This window comes from Saccharopolyspora cebuensis (assembly GCF_039542665.1).
In the GTDB taxonomy this organism is placed as follows: Bacteria; Actinomycetota; Actinomycetes; order Mycobacteriales; family Pseudonocardiaceae; genus Saccharopolyspora; species Saccharopolyspora cebuensis.
This window is the reverse complement of the sequence record NZ_BAABII010000010.1, coordinates 315158-333502: the sequence shown is the minus strand read 5'-3', so window position 1 is coordinate 333502 and position 18345 is coordinate 315158. Positions and strand designations below refer to the sequence as shown.

The following is an 18345-nucleotide window of genomic DNA, read 5'->3' as shown; positions in this document are numbered from 1 at the left end:
CTCCCTCTTCTCCTCGGTCGGGACGTGCGCGTTCAGCCACCGAGCGCGGTGGCGATCGCGTTCGCGTTGTGGGTGGTCATCTCCAGGTAGGTGGCCGCGCCTTCCCCTGGCCGGCTCAGCGATTCGGAGAACAGCGGGACGATCCGCACCCGCACCCCGGCCTGCTCGGCGAGCGCGCGGGCCAGCCGGTCGGGCTGCGAGGTGTCGGCGAAGATCGCCGGGACTCCCTCGGTGGTGATCTGCTCGGCGAGCCCGGCCAGGTCGGAGGCGCTCGGTGAGGCCAGCGTGGTGCCGCTGGGGATCACCGCCCCGATCACCTCGAAGTCGTAGCGCTGCGCCAGGTAGCCGAACACGTGGTGGTTGGTGACCAGCGTGCGGCGTTCCGGGGGGATCGCGGCGAACTGTTCGGAGATCGTCGCGTGCAGCGCCTCGACCTCACCCCGGTACCGCTCGGCGTTGGCGCGCACCGCGGCCGGGTCCACCCCGTCGACGTGCTCCACGACGTGCCGGGCGATGACGTCCACGGCCCGCGCGACCCGCAGCGGATCGGTCCAGAAGTGCGGGTCGGGCGCCCCCGCGGACTCGTCCTGGGCGTACTGGAGGGGATCGACGTGCTCGCCCACCGCGAGGGTGGGCACCCCGGCCTGCGCCGCCGCGTCGATGTTGCGCGCGACGCCCTCCTCCAGTCCGAGTCCGTTGGCGATCACGAGATCGGCCCGTTCGAACTGGGCGGCCTGCTGCGCCGACACCCCGAACGAGTGCGGGTCCGCGTTGGGTTTCATCAGCACCGAGACCGGTGCCTGGTCGCCGATGATCTCGCGGGTGATGTCGCCGAGCACGTTCGTCGTGACGACCACCTGGGCGCGTTCGGCGGCCGGGGCGCACCCGGCGAGCGCGAGCGCGGCGAGGGCCAGCGCCGCCACCCGGCTCCGGAATCCGGTCGCGGCCCTCATCGTCCCGTCTCCACCACGTGCGCGACCTCGCCGCCGAGCGGGAATTCCCTCGCCAGGCGCAGGGAATCGTTGTAGTCGAGCTCGTGGATCGTCCCGGTGGCGACGTCGTTGACGTAGGCGCGGCTGGTGTCGATCTCGATGGCGGGGTCCGGGAGCGCCGGGTCGAGCGGCTGCTCGCTGATCCGGGTGGTGGCGATCTCCTCACCGGTGCCCGGGTCGTAGCCGTGCAGCACGCCGTCCGCGGTGAGCGCGAGCACCGGACCGCCCGCCCCCACGGCGTTGGCCGTCACCACCGGACCGGTGGGCAGCAGCGTCCACGCGCGTTCGGAGACGTCGAGCACCCACACGCCGCGCTCGCCCGCCGGGGCGGCGAGGGTGGCGCTGCCCGGCCGGTTGCGGAACTCCACCGCTCGCTCGTCCGGGGCGACCTGCCGCGGGTACCCGATCTTCGTCCCGGTGAGGGCGCCGTCGTCCTCGTCGACGAGCAGGGCCCCGTCCGCGCAGCCGATGACGACGCCCCGCCCGGTCACCGCGGTGCCCCGCGGGTCGGGGCAGGGCCGCTCGATCGACCCGACCTCGCGACCGGACCGGTCCAGCACCCGCACCCCGGACTCCCGGGGCGCGAGCACGTGACCGGCGTGCGGGACCGCCGCCGCACCGGGCGCCACCGGGACGGTCGCGAGCGGGGCGACCGATCCCTCGTCCAGCGCGGCGCGGTCGAGCAGCGTCGCCGTCCCGGTCTCGTCGGTGACGGCGGCGACGGCGGTGTCGCTGTGCGCGGCGACCGGCCGCCCGGCGGGGAAGGAACCGACGTCCCGCGCGGCGGCCCGGTAGTAGTGCACGTGGTCGCCGTGGTCGACCATCCAGGAGCCGCTGTCCACCACCCGCACCGACCGGCCCGGACCGCCGACGTAGGCGTAGCGCCCGTCGCCGACGAGGCCGGTGGCGCCGTCCACCCGAGCGATCTCCTCGACGTCCTCGCTGATCAGGTCCAGCACCCGGACGGTGCCCGCACCGGCGACGACGAGCCGGGACTGGGCCTCGGCGGCCTCCTCGGCGCCTTCGACGTAGCCGTGCGGTGCGGCGGGCGGGGGCGGCGCGGGCTCGGCGGCGCAGGCCGCGGTGGTGAGCAGGGCCAGCAGGGCCAACCCGGTCTTCGTGGTGGTTCTCATGCGGTGGACTCGACTTTCCGTGGGTCGGGCGCGATCGCGGGGCGGACCCGGTCGCGCAGTGCGGCGCACAGCGCCGAGAGGAAGAACAGGGCCACCGAGGTCGCCGCGATCGTGGCGCCCGCGGCGGTTCCCCAGTGCCAGGAGATGAGCAGGCCGGCCGCGGTGGCGAAGGCGCCCAGCAGCGCGGCGCCGAACATGATCGCCGGGATGCGGCGGGCCCAGAGCACCGCGGCGGCGGGCGGGGCGATGAGCAGGCCGAAGACCAGCAGGGTGCCCACGACGTGGAAGGACGCCACGATCGCCAGCGTGACCAGGCCGAGCAGCAAGGCGTGCGCCGCACCGGGGCGCAGCCCCCAGGTGCGGGCCTTGCGGGGGTCGAAGGCCAGCGCGACGAACGAGCGGTGCCCGGCCAGGGCGAGCACGCCGGTGATCACCAGGGCCACCGCCAGCCGCACCAGGTCCGAGCCGGTCACCGCGAGCACGTCGCCGAACAGGAAACCGGTGAGGTCCACCGCGAACGAGTCCGAATGCGACACGATGATCACGCCGACCGAGAGCATCCCGACGAACAGCAGCCCGATGGCGGTGTCCCGGCTCAGCCGCCGCGACCGGCCCAGCGCGGTCACCCCGGTCGCCATCGCGCCCGCGCTGAGGGCCGCCCCGAGGAGCAGGTCACCGCCCAGCACCGAGGCCAGCGCCACGCCGGGCAGCATCCCGTGCGACATGGCGTCGCCGAGGAAGGCCATCCCGCGCAGCACCACCCAGGTGCCGACCAGCGCGCAGATGAGCGAGACCAGCACCCCGGCCAGCAGCGCCCGCTGCACGAAGGACACCTCGAAGGGCAGCACCAACCAGTCCATGACGCGGTACTCTAAGATGAAAATGAATCTCATTCCAGTCTGAGTTCGGTGAGCGTGGTCACCAGTGGAGGAGCGGAGCCCGATGAACACCGACCGGAGCGCGGTCGAACTGCACGAGATCAGCGCCGGGTACCGGAACCGGCCCGTCCTGCACGGGATCACCGCCGAGGTCCCCCGGCGCGGGATCACCGCGATCGTCGGGCCGAACGGTTCGGGGAAGTCGACCCTGCTCGACGTCGTCGCCGGGGTCCTCGCGCCGAGCGGTGGCGCGGTCCGGCTCGCCGACCGCACCCGCCCCGCGCTGGTCCCGCAGCGCTCCGCGGTCTCCGACGCCCTGCCGCTCGCGGTGCGCGAGGCGGTCGCGATGGGCCGGTGGTCCGCGCGGGGGCCGTGGCGCCGGCTCACCCGCGCCGACCGGGCGATCGTCGATGACTGCCTGGAACGGCTGGACCTCGCCGACCTCGCCGACCGCCAGCTCGGCGCGCTCTCCGGCGGTCAGCGCCAACGCGCGCTCGTCGCCCAGGGACTCGCCCAGGAGGCCGGGCTGCTGCTCCTCGACGAACCGGGCGCGGGGCTCGACCTGGAAGCCCAGCAGCGGATCAACACCGTGCTGGAGGACGTCGCGGCGCGCGGCACCACCGTCGTCCACGTGACGCACGACCTCGCCGAGGCGGTGCGGGCCCGGCACTGCCTGCTGCTCCGCGACGGACGGCTGGCCGCGGCCGGACCACCCGGCACCGCGCTCCACCCCGAACTCGTCCAGGAGGTGTGGGGCCTCACCCTCACCCTTTCGTGAGCTGAGTGAGGGGCACCCTTGCCCCGGTTACTTGGGCAAGGGTGCCCCTCACTCACGTCACTTCCGGGTGCGCGGGGCGGGTTCTGGGTGGGATCCGCCCCGCTCGTCTTTCGTTCAGCCCGGTGCAGGGAGCGGTGACGTAACCCGCGTTGATGCCGGACGCCGGGAGCACCCCGGGCCTGCCGACGGAGACCTCGGCCTCGGCCCGGCCGTCGTCGAAGTCGATCATGTCCGAGTTGGTCCGCTCGTCACCGATTCCCGGGGGCGAGAACGTCATGCCCTCGCGGAGCTCGAAGTGGAGGCCGTACTCCGCCACCGGGACGTCGTCGATGAAGTAGCTCCCGTCCGCCGCGGTGTGGACCGTCTGCGGCAGCGCCCCGTTGCAGCAGGTGTCGATGGCGACGCCCGCCAGGCGCGGCTCGCCCTCCTGGATCTGGCCGTCGGCGTTGAGGTCGTGCCAGGCCACCCCGGAGAGGGAGCCGGTCTCCTGCGCGGCGGACGCGGGCAGCGGGCTCCCCACCACGGCGGGTGCGGCGGTGACCAGCGCTGCGGGCAGCACGAGTGCCGCGGCCACACCGAATGGACGCATCTGTCCTCCTCGATCGGTCCCGCCGATCATGAAGACGTCTCGCGTCCGCGTCGGTTGCGGGGAACGGCGTTCCCGCTCGGCCTAGTCGACGCCGGGGATCTCCCCGGTGGTGATCACGCGCTGGGCGATGTCGCGCAGCTTGGTGTTGCCGTGCTGGGAAGCCTGCCGCAGCAGGGCGAAGGCCTGCTCCTCCGGGACCTTGCGGCGTTCCATGATGATGCCGAGGGCCTCCCCGATGTCCTGCCGGGTGCCGATCGCCGACTGGAGCTGCGCGCTGGAGCGCGCCGAGGAGAACGCCACCGCGGCGTGCGAGGCGAGCACCCAGCCCAGCCGTTCGGAGCGGTCGGTGAACGCCCCGGGCCGGGAGGAGTAGAAGTCCAGGGCGCCCAGCTCGTCCTCGTCGGTGTAGAGCAGCAGGCCCATCATGCTGCCGATGCCGAGGTCCCGGGCCCGCGGCGCGTAACACCGCCACCGGTGCCCTTCCCCGGCCATGTCGGCGATGCGGTACGCGGGGGTCGAGTGCGCGGCGGCGTCCAGGCAGGGACCTTCGCCCAGCTCGGCTTGGGTCCGATCGGATTCCCGGACGAGGTCGGCGGTCGCCGAGGCGGTCTCGACCCGGCCCTTGCGGTGCACCACCATGATCCCGGCGGCCTCGCAGCCGTCGACGAGGTCCACGGCGTGCGCGCTGATGCGGTCCAACGTGCCCTGCACCGTTTCCTGGGCGAGCAGGTCCCGCGACATGTGCGCCAACGCGATCGCCAGGTCCTCACCGTCCGACTCCGGCATCCCGCTCCTCTCTCCCGGTACCGGACGCCGTCCGCCCGGCGGCGCACGGCTGGAGCAGGTCGGCGGGCGGTCCGAACGCACGGGGCGCGGGGCACCGCGGCGCGCGCCGGACCGCCCGGACCTCACCGCTTCCGGGCCTTGCGGGTCCGCTGCCCGCTGGCCTTCTCCAGCGCCTCGACGAGCTGGGGCTTGTTCATCGACGACCGGCCCTTGACGCCGAGCTCCCGCGCCCGCTCCACGAGGTGCTGCTTGCTGGCGCCGGCGTCCACACCGCCGGCGGTCGGCTTCTCCCGCTGACCCGCGCCCCGCCGGGCCTGCTTGTCCGAGGGTCCGCGCTCCTCCTTGGGCTTCCAGCGGTCCCCGACCTTCTCGAAGTCGTGCTTGAGCGCCGAGTACGCGGTGCGGTGGGCGCGCTGGCCCTCGCCGTAGGTGCGCACGGCGCTGTCGTGGGCCTTGATCCACGTCCGCTGCGCCGCCCGCGGCGACCGCTCGAGGGTGGACGGGAGTTCCTGGCGTCCCGGCACAGCTCTCACCTCCGGATCTCGTTTCGGCTCCCCAGCGGTTTCCCGATCCACCGGCGCGCAAACGTACCGGGGGCGGAGCGGGGCCTCCGGCGCACCGCTCCACCCGCGGCTCAGGCCGAGCCCACCGACCTGCGGAAACCGCCGATGCCCTCGTCGTCGGCGTCGCGCCACAGCTCGGGGTCGTGGGGCGTGTCCGGGATGAGCACGACGCCCCGGTCCTCCCGGCGGTCCGCGCAGGTCGCCGGGAGGCCGTCGGTCAGGTCGAGTTCCAGGAGCTCGACGGCGTTGTGCAGCCGCCGCACCGCCGGGCAGTTCCGGTGGTCGCGGCGCAGCGAGTCGATCGAGCGGCGCAGTTGGCCGACCAGGTGGTTGACCCGGCGGAGTTCGGCGTCGGACATCGTCACCTCCGGTGGAGCATCGCTGCGACGGCGGTCGCGAGGTCCAGCGACTGCCTGCGGTTCAGCCTCGGGTCGCACGCGGTCTCGTAGCGCCCCGCGAGGTCGGCGTCGCCGGTGGCGCCGTCGACGCATTCGGTCACCTCCGAGCCGGTGAGTTCCAGGTGCACCCCGCCGGGGTGGGTGCCGAGCCCGCGGTGGACGTCGAAGAAGCCGCGCACCTCGCGCACCACGTCCTGGACGTCGCGCGTCTTGTAGCCGGAGGCGGATTCGTGGGTGTTGCCGTGCATCGGATCGCACACCCACACCACCGGGTGCCCGGCGGCTTCGACGCGTTCGACGAGGGGCGGCAGGGCGTCGCGGACCGCCTCGCACCCCATCCTGCTGATCAGCGCCAGCTTCCCGGGGACCCGGCCGGGGTTCAGCCGGGAGGCGTACTCGACGACCTCCTCCGGCGTGGTCCTCGGCCCGATCTTCACGCCGATCGGGTTGGCCAGCAGCGCGGCGAAGGCGAGGTGCGCGCCGTCCGGCTGCCGGGTCCGCTCCCCGATCCAGAGGAAGTGGCCCGACGTCGCGTACAGGTCCTCGTCCGGGTCGACGCGGAGCTGGGCCCGCTCGTAGTCGAGCAGCAGCGCCTCGTGGCTGGTGAACAGCCGCTTCCCGGCCGGGTCCTCCCGCTCCTGGAGCATCCGGAGGAAGTTCATCGTGCTGCTCGCGTGGCCGTGGGCCCGCACCAACCGGTGGGGGTCGGGCCGCCTCGCCGCGGGGGTCGGGTCGACCCCGTTGACGATGTCGCCCCGGTACGCGGGCAGCCCCAGCACGTCGGTCGGCTTGGAGCGGGGCTTGGCGTACTGCCCGGCCATCCGGGCGAGCTTGACCACCGGCAGCCCGGCCCCGGACAGCACCCCGGCCATCCTGGCCAGGAGGTTCACCGTGCCCCCGAGGTGCTGCTCGGTGCCGCCCGCGAAGGTCTCCGCGCAGTCGCCGCCCTGCAGCAGGAACGCCCGGCCCCGGGCGACCTCGGCCAGTTCCCGGCGCAACCGCCGGGTTTCGGCGGGCGAGGTGAGCGCGGGCGCGGCGCGGAGCACCCCGGTCGCGGCCCGGAGCGCGGCCCGGTCCGGCCAGTCGGGTTGCTGCGCCGCGGGCCGCGCCAGCGCCTCGTCCAGCTCGCGCCGCCGGTCCGGCGGGATGCCGTCCGCCACCGCGGCCTCCAGGTCGACCCGGAGGCCGGCGAGCGAGGGCAGGGCGGCGGGTTGCGGCCACGCTTGGGGGATCATGGTGCGCCTCTCCATCCGTTCGGTCCACCGGAGCCCGCGCCGATCGGCGGCGCCAGCCTGGACTGCAGTTCCTCCGACGCGGCCGCGAGCCCCGCGGCGTCGTCGACCGCGCCGAACGCGTAGAAGTCCGGTCGGACGAGGATCGCGCCCGACCCGGTCTCCGCCAGGTACGGCAGGTAGACGTCGTCGACGTCGACGACGGCGTCACCACCCGCCCGCTCCGCCGGGGTCCCGGCGGGCAGCAGCCGGACCACCGCGGTGCCGAGTTCCCGCAGGAACGGCGGCACCCCACCGCCGAGCACGGCATCGTCGGCCACGAGCAGCACGAACCCGCCTCCGACGAGGTCGTCGAACAGGCCGGTCCGGCCGCCGCGCGCGACGTCGGCCTGCGGGACCAGCTCACCGGCCCGGGGACCGCCGGCCGCCGGGAGCAGCCCGGCGGTCAGCCGCTGCACCGAGGACCGGGGGCGCACCCCGCTGGTGCCCCGCTCCCGGGCCGCGACCATCACCTCGTCGCGGTCCCGCGCGGCGGCGACATCGGTCTGGCAGATGACCTTGCCCAGGTCGACCGACATCCGCAGCGCGTGCTGGACGTGCGCCCGCCGCTCCTCCTGGTAGGTCTCCAGCAGCTCCTCGCCGGCGAAACCGCTGAGCACGAGGTCGAGCTTCCAGGCGAGGTTGGCGGCGTCCCGGAATCCGGAGCACATCCCCTGCCCCGCGAACGGCGGCATGAGGTGCGCCGCGTCCCCGGCCAGCAGCGCGCGCCCGGAACGCCACACGTCGGCGCAGCGGGCTTCGAAGGTGTAGAGCGCGTAGCGCTCCAGCTCCGAGTTGCGCGGCGTGATGCCGTAGGGCTCCAGCAGGTCCCACACCGCGGCGGCCTGGTGCAGCTCCTCGACCGACTCGTCCGGCAACCGCATGAACTCCCACCGCCGATGCCCCGGCCCGGCGGAGACGACCGTCGCGGGCCGCCGGGGATCGCACACCTGCAGGTTGTTCGGGGTGAACTCGCGCCCGTCCTTCGGGACGACGTCGCAGGTCAGCCAGTCGTTGGAGAAACCGAGGTCGGTGCTGGTGATGCCGGTGGCGGCGCGCACGAAGCTGTTCGCCCCGTCGCACCCGACGACCCGATCGGCCGAAATCCCGAGCCGCTCGCCGCCGCTGCCCTCCACGACGAGCTCGGCGGAGTCCGGCCCGTCGGTCAGCTCGACGGCCTGGTAACCGCGCAGGACGCGCAGCCCCGGCAGCGCCGCGCCCCGCTCGGCGAGGGCGGCTTCGATGCCCGGCTGGTACATCGACGTGGAGTCCGGCCAGCCGGAGTAGCCGCGCTCGGGCACGTCGACGTGCAGCAGGACGCTCCCGGCCCCGTTCGTCCACGTGTAGTCCCGGGAGCACTCGCCGTGCTCCCCGATCGCCGCACCGACCCCCGCCGAGGCCAGGATGCGCGCGGATTCGCCGTCGAACGAGACCGCGCGCGGCATCGGGTACGGGCTGGGCCACCGCTCCACGACCACGACCTGGTGCCCGCGCTGCGCGAGCAGGGCGGCCAGGACCTGCCCCACCGGGCCGTACCCGACGATCGCCACGTCGCAGCGCTGCGCCTGGCTGCTGCTCGTCATGCTCTTCTCGCCACCTTCCGCTGCCCGGATCGCCGGGTCGAGTTCCTGCCCGCGTCCCTGCGAGCGGACCGCCGGGGTGCCGCCCCGCGAGGCGGGCTCACCGGAGGCACTCAGGACTCCGCGCGCAGGATCGTGCGCACCACGCGGTCGTGCTCGTCCTGGTCCACGAGCACGCGCACGGCCTCGGCGCCGTCGTCGACGTGCAGGTACCGCCGGCCGATGAGGACCATCTGACCGGTCTCGAACGCGCGGCCCCGGATGACCGTCCCGGCACCCACCAGCCGCTCCGCGAACTCCACGAGGGCGGGCTGATCACCGCTCCACTCGTGGAACTGCCGGGGGGTGGGCCGGAACCGGTACACCGGCGACCAGTCCGCGGTGCGCCCCTTGCGCTCGACGACGTGGTAGCCGTCCTGCTCGGTGATCCGGAACCGCGAACCGCACTGGATCTGCTCATCACCGGACAGCAGCAGCGGCTCCACGTAGGACGGTCCGACGAACCCGACGTCCACCAGCCAGCTCCGGCCGGCCAGCTCCACGCGGTTGAACACGTGCTCCAGATCGGGGCCGAAGGTGCCGTCGACCTGCCGGATGCCGGCCGAGAGCACCGCCGTGCGGAAACCCAGCTCGTCGAGCAGCGCGCGGAACAGGCCGTTGAGCTCGTAGCAGTTGCCGCCCCGGCCGCCGCGCACGACCGCCTCGAACACGGCGTCGACGTCGATGTCGACGTCGCGCCAGATGGAGATCCCGCGCTCGGCGTTCCACGAGCTGTCGTACGGGATCGTCATCAGGTGCCGCTTGTGCAGGAACCGCAGCGACTCCAGGTCCGCCGCCGGGCGCTCGTCGCACCCGAGGACCGCCAGGTATTCGTCAACGTCGAACATCGGACACCTCCGGGGTGGGCTCGCCCGCGGACTCGGCCAGCAGGTCCTGGACGTGCTCGGCCAGCAGCGCCGGGGTCGGGTGGTCGAACAGCAGCATCGCGGGCAGCGCCAGGTCGAAAGCCGCGCCCAGCCGGTTGCGCAGCTCGACCGCGGTCAGCGAGTTGAAGCCGATCTCGAAGAACGGGCTGTCCCCTTCGATCGCCCCCGCGTCGGCGTGCCCGAGGACCGCGGCGGCTTCGTCCCGGATCACGTCCAGGACCAGCCGCGCGCGCTCCTCCTCGGGCAGCCCTTCGAACCGTCGGGCGAAGGTCTCCTCCGGCGCCGCGTCGGCGCCGTCCTCGATGTGCTCGGACATGGTCGTCTCCCTCGTCGTGTCGTCGGATTCCAGCCAGTAGCGCTGGTGCTGGAACGCGTAGGTCGGCAGGTCGACCCGCCGGGCGTCCGCGGGGAACAGCGGTGACCAGTCCACCGCCACGCCGCGGACCCAGAGCTCGGCCAGCGAGGTGGCGAACCGGGTCAGGTCGCCTTCGTCGCGGCGCAGCGTGCCGGTCACCGCGGCCGCCACGCCGCGGTGGGCGTCCAAGGTCTCCTGCACGGCCATCGTCAGCACCGGATGTGCGCTGACCTCCACGAAAACCCGGAAACCCTCGTTGATCAGCGCGTCGGTGGCCTCGGCGAACCGCACCCGCTGCCGCAGGTTCCGATACCAGTAGCCCGCGTCCAACGCCGCGGTGTCGGCCACCCAAGCGCAGTCCACCGTGGAGAAGAACGGGACCTCCGACTCCTCCGGCTTGATGTCGGACAGGATCCCGGTGAGCTCCTCGCGGATGCTCTCCACGTGCGCGCTGTGCGAGGCGTAATCCACCGGCACCCGACGCACCCGGATCTCCCACCGCTCGGCCTCGGCCACCAGCGCCTCACAGGCCGCCGGATCACCAGCGACGACGACCGACGACGGACCGTTGACCACCGCGACCTCCAGCCCCGGACCGATCAGTTCCGCCGCCTCGGACTCGGGCACCGCCAGCGACACCATGCCGCCCCGCCCCGCCAACTCCTCACCGATCAACCGGCTCCGCAACACCACGATCCGAGCCGCGTCACGCAGCGACAAGACACCCGCCACGTGCGCCGCCGCGATCTCACCCTGCGAATGCCCCAGGACCGCATCCGGGGTGATGCCGTGGGACTGCCAGAGCCGAGCCAGCGAGACCATCACCGCGAACGACACCGGCTGCACCACATCCACCCGGTCCAGCTCCCGGCCCTCACGGATCACCTCCAGCAGCGACCAATCCACGAACTCGGCCAGCACCGCATCGCACTCCGCCATCGCCTCCGCGAACACCCGCGACGACCCCAACAGCCCCGCACCCATGCCGACCCACTGCGCACCCTGACCCGGGAACACCAACACGGTCCGACCGTCCACATCGGCCGTTCCGGACACCTGGCCCGGGGCGACCGAGGCGACCGAGGCCAGGTCCATCGCGATGCGGTCGTGGTCGGCCGTCAGGACCACCGCGCGGTGCTGGAGCTTCGCGCGGGACAGCAGCGACCACCCCACGTCGCAGCGCAGCAGGTCGGGGCGCGGCGCGAGGAAGTCGCCCAGGCGCTCCGCCTGCGCGCGCAGGGCGGTCGGGGAATGCCCGGACAGCACCCACGGCACCACTCCGGCGTCGGCGCGCTCGTCCGTCGATCCCGCCGGTGCCTGCTCCAGGACCACGTGCGCGTTGGTGCCGCTCACGCCGAACGACGACACCCCGGCCCGGCGCACCCGACCCGTCTCCGGCCACGCCCGCTGCTCCGTCAGCACCTCCACCGAGCCGGAACTCCAGTCCACCTTGGACGACGGGGCCGACACGTGCAGCGTCGCCGGGAGGACTCCGCGCCGCATCGCCTGCACCATCTTGATCACACCCGCCACACCCGCAGCCGACTGGGCGTGCCCGATGTTCGACTTCAGCGAGCCCAACCACAACGGCGCCGCCGAATCCCGGCGGCCGTAGGTCTTGAGCAGCGCACCGGCTTCGATGGGATCCCCGAGCGAGGTCCCGGTGCCGTGCGCTTCCACCGCGTCCACGTCGGAGGGCGCCAGTCCGGCGTTGGCCAGCGCGGCGCGGATGACGCGCTCCTGCGACGGACCGTTCGGCGCCGTCAGCCCGTTCGAGGCACCGTCCTGGTTCACCGCCGACCCCGCCACCACGCCCAGGACGCGGTGCCCCAGCCGCCGGGCGTCGGACAACCGCTCCACCACCAGCACGCCCACGCCCTCGGACAACCCGGTGCCGTCGGCGTCGTCGGAGAACGCCTTGCACCGCCCGTCGGCGGCCAGCCCGCGCTGCCGGGAGAACTCCACGTACGGGCTCGGCTGCGCCATCACGGCGACGCCCCCGGCCAGCGCCAGCGAGCACTCCCCGGCCCGCAGCGACTGCACCGCCAGGTGCAACGCCACCAGCGAGGAGGAGCACGCCGTGTCCACCGTCACCGCCGGCCCCTCCAGCCCCAGCGCGTAGGACACCCGACCCGACGCGACGCTGCCCGCGGTACCGGTGCTCAGGAAGCCTTCCAGCCCGGCGGGGACGCCGCGGGTGCGGGTGCCGTAGTCGTGGTACATGACGCCGGAGAAGACGCCGACGTCGCGCTGCGGCAGCGATCGCGGGTCCAGTCCGGCGTGTTCCAGCGCTTCCCACGAGGATTCCAGCAGCAACCGCTGCTGCGGGTCCATCGCCAACGCCTCACGCGGACTGATCCCGAACAACCCCGCATCGAAATCACCCGCACCGTCGAGGAACCCACCACGACGAACGTAGGACTTCCCCACCGCACCCGGATCAGGATCGAACAGCCCGTCCACGTCCCAACCACGATCCGACGGAAACTCCCCCACCGCATCACCACCGGACGACACCAGATCCCACAAACTTTCCGGCGAAGACACCCCACCCGGCAACCGGCACGCCATCCCCACGATCGCGATCGGCTCCCGCCAGGCGGCGGTGAGCGAGGTGTTCTCCTGCTTCAGGCGTTCGTTCTCGCGCAGGGCGGCGCGCAACGCCGCCACGACCTTGTCGTCCGAACCCGTCATCGTCATCTCCGCATCCGCGATCGAGTCAGTTGTCCGCGCCCAGCGCACGGGCCACGAGCTCGTCGACGTCCATCGTTTCGATCCAGTTGCTGTCGTCGTCCTGCTCGGCACCTGTCCCGTCCTCCTCGGCCCCGTCCTCCTCGGCGCCGATCAGGCCGAGCAGGGCCTCCAGCACGCCGAGCTCGCGGAACCGGCTCAGCGGGGTGCTGGCCAGCGCGCTGCGCAACCGCTCCTCGTCGACGCCGGGGTCGGTGGCGCACAGTTCGTCGTGCAGGTGCTCCGCGAGCGCGTTCGGGGTCGGCCGGTCGAAGACGAGCGTGGCGGGCAGCCGCAGGCCGGTCTCCGCGGCGATCCGGTTGCGCAGCTCGACGGCGGCCAGCGAGTCGAATCCCATCTGGTTGAACGCGTGGTCCGCGCGGACCGGGTCCACCGAGGGGTGGCCGAGCACGGCGGCGGCGTGCCTGCGCACCAGCTCCACCAGGGTGCGCTGCTGCTCCTGCTCGGCCATCCCGGCCAGCCGATCCGCCCACGAGACCGCACCCGCCCGCGGCGCCGCCCGCCGGGTCGGCGCGGCCAGCCCGCGCAGCAGCGGCGAAGTGGACGCACCGGACCGCAGCGCGGCGAGGTCGAACTTCGCGGGCACCAGCAACGACCGTTCGCTCCGCACGGCGCGGTCGAACAAGGCCATGCCCTCGTCGTCGCCGAGGCCGAGCAGTCCGTCCCGGGCCAGCCGCTCGTGGTCGGCGTCGGACATCCGCGCGGTCAGGCCGGTGGCCTCCGCCCACAGGCCCCACGCCAGCGACACGGCGGGCAGGCCGAGGCGCCTGCGGTGCGCGGCCAGCCCGTCCAGGTAGCCGTTGGCCGCGGCGTAGTTGGCCTGGCCCGCGCCGCCGAAGACCCCCGCCGCCGAGGAGAACAACACGAACATCGCGAGGTCGGCGTCCGCGGTCAGCTCGTGCAGGTGCCACGCCGCGTCCACCTTCGGCCGGAACACCCCGTCGAACCGCTCGGGCGAGAGGGAGGAGAGGACCCCGTCGTCGAGCGCGCCCGCCGCGTGGACCACGCCGGTCAGCGGTCGGTCGGACGGCACGTCCGCCAGCACCCGGGCCAGGGCTGCCCGGTCGCCGACGTCGCACGCGCTGATCCGGACCTCGGCGCCCAGCGCGCGCAGCTCCGCCGCCAGCCCCGCAGCGCCGGCCGCGTCCGGGCCGCTGCGGCTCACCAGCAGCAGGTTCCGCACGCCGTGCGCACCGGCCAGGTGCCGGGCGACCGAGGCGCCGAGCGTCCCGGTGCCACCGGTGACCAGCACGGTGCCCGCCGGGTCGAGGACCGGCGCATCGCGCTCGTCGCCGGGGGCCGCGACCAGCTTCGGGGCCCACGCGCGGTCGCCCCGGACCGCGAGCTGCGGTTCGTCGACGGCCGCGAACGCCGCCAGCGCGGCGTCGGACTGCGCACCGTCGACGTCGACGAGCGCGATCCGCCCCGGGTGCTCCGCCTGCGCCGCCCGGACCAGCCCCCAGACCGCGGCGGCCCCCGGACGGATGTCCGCGTCGTCCGCGGCGACCTCGACGCCGCCCTCGGTCAGCACGACCAGCTGGCCGGGCTGACCGGTGTCGTCGGCGAGCCACCGCTGCACCACGGCGAGCACCGCGCCGACCAGCGACCGCACCGCCGCCGGGTTCGGATCACCACCGCCGGTGCAGTCCACCACCACGGCGTCGGGTGCCTGCTCGATCGCCTCCGCCAGCTCCGACGCGGTGGCGTCCGCGGCGAGGCGGACGATCCGCGTGGTCGTCGGTCCGGTGGTCACCGGGGTCCAGTCGAGCCGGTGCAGCGGCAGTTCGTCCCGGCGGAGCCGGTCGACCGGGGTGGGGCGCAGCACCAGGGACTCCAGCGAGGCGACCGGCGCCCCGGTCGGGTCGGTGAGCGCCAGCGACACGGCGTCCTCGCCGGACCACACCGCGTGCACCCGCAGCGCCGTCGCACCGGAGGCGTGCGAGGAGAACCCGTTCCAGGCGAACGGGAGCAGGACGTGTCCCGCGGCGACCTCGGTGGCGCTGCCGAACCGGGTCGCCTGCATGGCGGCGTCGAACAACGCCGGGTGCAGCCCGAAATCCCCGGCATCCACCTCCTCCGGGAGCGCGACCTCCGCGAACACCTCGGCACCCCGGGTCCACGCCGCCGACAAGCACCGGAACGACGGACCGTACTCGTACCCGGACTCCGCCATCCCTTCGTAGAAGCCCTCCACCGGAACCCGCCGCGCCCCCACCGGAGGCCACTGCTGGGCCGGGACCGCGGGGGCCGGGGCCGCGGACAGGGCACCGCTGGCGTGCCGGGTCCAGTCGCCGTCGTCGTCGGGCCGCGAGTAGATCCGCACCGCACGCCGGCCCGCGTCGTCGGCCTCGTCCACGTGCACCTGGAGGCGCACCGCGGACTCCTCGGGCAGGACGAGCGGCGCTTCGACGACCAGCTCGTCGAGGGCCGGGCAACCGACCTCCGCACCGGCGCGGGCGGCCAGTTCCACCAGGGCCGCGCCGGGGACCAGCACGGTGCCGAACACGGCGTGATCGGCCAGCCACGGGTGCGTCCGCAGCGACAGCCGGCTGGTGAACGCCGCAGCACCGGACTCCGGGAACGCGAGCGCCGCGCCGAGCAGCGGGTGCCCCACGGCGTCGAGACCCGTCAGGGCGAGGTCGCCACCGGACTTCGCCGGGTCCGATGCCAACCAGTAGCGCTGGTGCTGGAAGGCGTAGGTCGGCAGGTCGATGCGCCGGGCGTCCGCGGGGAACAGCGGGGTCCAGTCCACCTCGACCCCGCGCACCCACAGCTCGGCCAGCGAGGTGGCGAACCGGGTCAGGTCGCCTTCGTCGCGGCGCAGCGTGCCGGTCACCACGGCGGGAACCTCGGCTCGCCGCTCCAGGGTCTCCTGGACCGCCATCGTCAGCACCGGATGCGCGCTGACCTCCACGAACACCCGGAAGTCATCGTCGATCAGCGCGTCGGTGGCCTCGGCGAACCGCACCCGCTGCCGCAGGTTCCGATACCAGTAGCCCGCATCCAACGCCGTGGTGTCCTCGACCCACGCGCAGTCCAACGTGGAGAAGAACGGGACCTCCGACTTCTCCGGCTTGATGTCGGACAGGACGCTGGTGAGCTCGTCGCGGATGCCCTCCACGTGCGCGCTGTGCGAGGCGTAATCCACCGGCACCCGACGCACCCGGATCTCCCGCCGCTCCGCCTCGGCCACGACCTCAGCGCACGCCTCGGGATCACCGGCCACGACGACCGACGACGGCCCGTTGACCACCGCCACGTCCAGCCCCGGCCACCGCTCGATCAACTCGGCGGCTTCGGCTTCCGGCAAGGCCAGCGACACCATGCCGCCCCGACCCGCCAACTCCTCACCGATCAACCGACTCCGCAACACCACCACCCGGGCCGCGTCGCGCAACGACAACGCACCCGCCACGTGCGCCGCAGCGATCTCACCCTGCGAATGCCCCACCACCGCATCCGGGACCACACCATGCGACTGCCAGAGCCGAGCCAGCGAGACCATCACCGCGAACGACACCGGCTGCACCACATCCACCCGGTCCAGCTCCCGGCCCTCGCGAATCACCTCCAGCAGCGACCAGTCGACGAACTCCGACAACACCGCATCGCACTCCGCCATCGCCTCCGCGAACACCCGCGACGACCCCAACAGCCCCGCACCCATCCCGACCCACTGCGCACCCTGACCCGGGAACACCAACGCAGTGCGACCATCCACACCCGACACTCCGGTGACGAGACCGTCCGCGAGGTCGCCGGACGCGAGCGAGCGCAGGTCGGCCAGCGCCGCATCCAGCACGACCGCGCGGTGTTCCAGGTTCGCGCGGGACAGCAGCGACCAGCCGACATCGGCCCGATCGACCTGGCCGTGTTCGATCACCTCGGCGATGCGCGCGGCGTTCGTCCGCAGCGCCTCCGGCGAGTGCGCCGAGACGATCCACGGGACGGGAACGCCGGGGGAAATGCGCTCGTCGGGCCGGGCGGCCTCGGCGGGGACGTGTTCGAGAACGACGTGGGCGTTGGTGCCGCTCACCCCGAAGGACGACACCCCCGCCCGGCGCACCCGACCCGTCTCCGGCCACGCCCGCGACTCAGACAGCACCTCCACCGCACCCGAACCCCAGTCCACCTTGGACGACGGAGACGACACGTGCAGCGACGCCGGGAGAACCCCGCGCCGCATCGCCAGCACCATCTTGATCACACCCGCCACACCCGCAGCCGCCTGCGCGTGCCCGATGTTCGACTTCAGCGAGCCCAACCACAACGGCTCGCCCTCGCGGTGCCGACCGTAAGTGCCGAGCAGGGCGCCCGCCTCGATCGGATCGCCCAACGACGTCCCGGTCCCGTGCGCCTCCACCGCGTCCACATCGGAGGGACCCAATCCCGCGTTGGCCAGCGCAGCCCGGATGACCCGCTCCTGCGACGGACCGTTCGGCGCCGTCAGACCGTTCGACGCACCATCCTGGTTCACCGCCGAACCCGCCACCACAGCCAACACCCGATGACCCAACCGCCGCGCATCCGACAACCGCTCCACCACCAGCACACCGACGCCCTCGGACAGACCGGTCCCGTCCGCCCCTTCCGAGAACGCCTTGCACCGGCCGTCGACCGCCAGCCCGCGCTGCCGCGAGAAGTCGACGAAGACCGCGGGCTCGGCCATCACGGCGACGCCCCCGGCCAGCGCCAGCGAGCACTCCCCCGTGCGCAGCGACTGCACCGCCAGGTGCAACGCGACCAGCGAGGAGGAGCACGCCGTGTCCACCGTCACCGCCGGACCTTCCAAGCCCAGCGCGTAGGACACCCGCCCCGACGCGACGCTGCCCGAGTTGCCGACCCCGAAGTACCCTTCGAGCCCACCGGGCAGCTCGCGCAGGGTGCTGCCGTAGTCGTGGTGCATCAGCCCGGAGAAGACGCCGACGTCCCGACCCCGCAACCCCAGCGGATCCAACCCGGCATGCTCCAACGCCTCCCACGACGACTCCAACAACAACCGCTGCTGCGGATCCATCGCCAACGCCTCACGCGGACTGATCCCGAACAACCCCGCATCGAAATCACCCGCACCATCGAGAAAACCACCACGACGAACGTAGGACTTCCCCACCGCACCCGGGTCCGGGTCGAACAGCCCGTCCACGTCCCAACCACGATCCGACGGAAACTCCCCCACCGCATCACCACCGGACGACACCAGATCCCACAAACCCTCCGGCGAAGACACCCCACCCGGCAACCGGCACGCCATCCCCACGATCGCGATCGGCTCGTTCTGCCGCTCCTCCACGTCGCGGAGCCGTCGGCGGGTCTGCTGGAGGTCCGCCACCGCGCGCTTGAGG

The 18345-nt window shown here is 73.4% G+C and carries 12 protein-coding genes and 1 pseudogene; 1 reads left to right on the top strand and 12 read right to left on the bottom strand.

Features of this window, described 5'->3' with window-relative positions:
- Positions 1–32: 32 nt before the first annotated feature.
- Genes aztC through aztB form a run of 3 tightly spaced genes read right to left on the bottom strand, consistent with a single transcriptional unit; the run spans position 33 to position 2985 of the window.
- The gene (gene aztC, locus ABD976_RS15910; protein WP_345363780.1) at positions 33–953 is read right to left on the bottom strand and encodes a zinc ABC transporter substrate-binding protein AztC; all 921 of its coding nucleotides are present in this window, start codon (positions 951–953) and stop codon (positions 33–35) included.
- On the bottom strand, positions 950–2125 hold the full coding sequence (locus tag ABD976_RS15905) for a WD40 repeat domain-containing protein (RefSeq protein WP_345363778.1): 1176 nt from the start codon (positions 2123–2125) through the stop codon (positions 950–952). Before ABD976_RS15905 ends, aztC begins: the two co-directional genes overlap by 4 nt.
- Positions 2122–2985, bottom strand: coding sequence for a zinc ABC transporter permease AztB (gene aztB, locus ABD976_RS15900; protein ID WP_345363776.1), 864 nt, complete (start codon positions 2983–2985; stop codon positions 2122–2124). Before aztB ends, ABD976_RS15905 begins: the two co-directional genes overlap by 4 nt.
- Before the next feature lie 82 nt (positions 2986–3067).
- On the opposite strand from aztB, the gene aztA reads away from it, so the two are divergent.
- Positions 3068–3781, top strand: a complete 714-nt coding sequence (aztA, locus tag ABD976_RS15895) for a zinc ABC transporter ATP-binding protein AztA (RefSeq protein WP_345363774.1) — start codon at positions 3068–3070, stop codon at positions 3779–3781.
- Positions 3782–3833: 52 nt separating this feature from the next.
- Here the strand turns inward: aztA and ABD976_RS15890 are convergent, their stop codons facing one another.
- The 9 genes and pseudogenes from ABD976_RS15890 to ABD976_RS15850 all read right to left on the bottom strand — a co-directional run bounded on the left by ABD976_RS15890 (position 3834) and on the right by ABD976_RS15850 (position 18332).
- Positions 3834–4370, bottom strand: a complete 537-nt coding sequence (locus ABD976_RS15890; protein WP_345363772.1) for an SdrD B-like domain-containing protein — start codon at positions 4368–4370, stop codon at positions 3834–3836.
- A gap of 81 nt (positions 4371–4451) precedes the next feature.
- Complete coding sequence (locus ABD976_RS15885) at positions 4452–5156, bottom strand: GAF and ANTAR domain-containing protein (protein ID WP_345363770.1); 705 nt, start codon at positions 5154–5156, stop codon at positions 4452–4454.
- Positions 5157–5278: 122 nt separating this feature from the next.
- Positions 5279–5680: a ChaB family protein gene (locus tag ABD976_RS15880; RefSeq protein WP_345363768.1), complete on the bottom strand. Its 402-nt coding sequence runs from the start codon at positions 5678–5680 to the stop codon at positions 5279–5281.
- A 110-nt stretch (positions 5681–5790) separates the two neighbouring features.
- Entirely contained in the window at positions 5791–6078 is a 288-nt protein-coding gene (locus ABD976_RS15875) for a hypothetical protein (protein WP_345363766.1), read from the bottom strand.
- 2 nt (positions 6079–6080) lie between these two features.
- Positions 6081–7352, bottom strand: coding sequence for a 3-deoxy-7-phosphoheptulonate synthase (locus tag ABD976_RS15870; RefSeq protein WP_345363764.1), 1272 nt, complete (start codon positions 7350–7352; stop codon positions 6081–6083).
- Positions 7349–8971 (bottom strand): bifunctional 3-(3-hydroxy-phenyl)propionate/3-hydroxycinnamic acid hydroxylase MhpA, encoded by a 1623-nt coding sequence (gene mhpA, locus ABD976_RS15865; RefSeq protein ID WP_345363762.1) that lies wholly within the window; start codon positions 8969–8971, stop codon positions 7349–7351. Before mhpA ends, ABD976_RS15870 begins: the two co-directional genes overlap by 4 nt.
- A gap of 110 nt (positions 8972–9081) precedes the next feature.
- Positions 9082–9855 (bottom strand): arylamine N-acetyltransferase family protein, encoded by a 774-nt coding sequence (locus ABD976_RS15860; RefSeq protein ID WP_345363760.1) that lies wholly within the window; start codon positions 9853–9855, stop codon positions 9082–9084.
- Positions 9842–12928 (bottom strand): annotated as a pseudogene (locus tag ABD976_RS15855) (type I polyketide synthase); the annotation flags it as partial. The gene ABD976_RS15860 and the pseudogene ABD976_RS15855, both read right to left, overlap by 14 nt.
- 40 nt (positions 12929–12968) lie before the next feature.
- Positions 12969–18332 carry a type I polyketide synthase gene (locus ABD976_RS15850; protein ID WP_425570099.1) on the bottom strand — a complete coding sequence of 1788 codons (5364 nt, stop codon included), beginning with the start codon at positions 18330–18332 and terminating at the stop codon, positions 12969–12971.
- Positions 18333–18345: the final 13 nt, after the last annotated feature.

Bases quoted from the DNA above. Each gene is read 5' to 3' on its own strand.
- mhpA (WP_345363762.1), bottom strand. From the start codon at position 8,971: ATGACGAGCAGCAGCCAGGCGCAGCGCTGCGACGTGGCGATCGTCGGG.
- aztA (WP_345363774.1), top strand. From the start codon at position 3,068: ATGAACACCGACCGGAGCGCGGTCGAACTGCACGAGATCAGCGCCGGG.
- aztB (WP_345363776.1), bottom strand. From the start codon at position 2,985: ATGGACTGGTTGGTGCTGCCCTTCGAGGTGTCCTTCGTGCAGCGGGCG.
- ABD976_RS15905 (WP_345363778.1), bottom strand. From the start codon at position 2,125: ATGAGAACCACCACGAAGACCGGGTTGGCCCTGCTGGCCCTGCTCACC.
- aztC (WP_345363780.1), bottom strand. From the start codon at position 953: ATGAGGGCCGCGACCGGATTCCGGAGCCGGGTGGCGGCGCTGGCCCTC.
- ABD976_RS15890 (WP_345363772.1), bottom strand. From the start codon at position 4,370: ATGCGTCCATTCGGTGTGGCCGCGGCACTCGTGCTGCCCGCAGCGCTG.
- ABD976_RS15885 (WP_345363770.1), bottom strand. From the start codon at position 5,156: ATGCCGGAGTCGGACGGTGAGGACCTGGCGATCGCGTTGGCGCACATG.
- ABD976_RS15875 (WP_345363766.1), bottom strand. From the start codon at position 6,078: ATGTCCGACGCCGAACTCCGCCGGGTCAACCACCTGGTCGGCCAACTG.
- ABD976_RS15870 (WP_345363764.1), bottom strand. From the start codon at position 7,352: ATGATCCCCCAAGCGTGGCCGCAACCCGCCGCCCTGCCCTCGCTCGCC.
- ABD976_RS15860 (WP_345363760.1), bottom strand. From the start codon at position 9,855: ATGTTCGACGTTGACGAATACCTGGCGGTCCTCGGGTGCGACGAGCGC.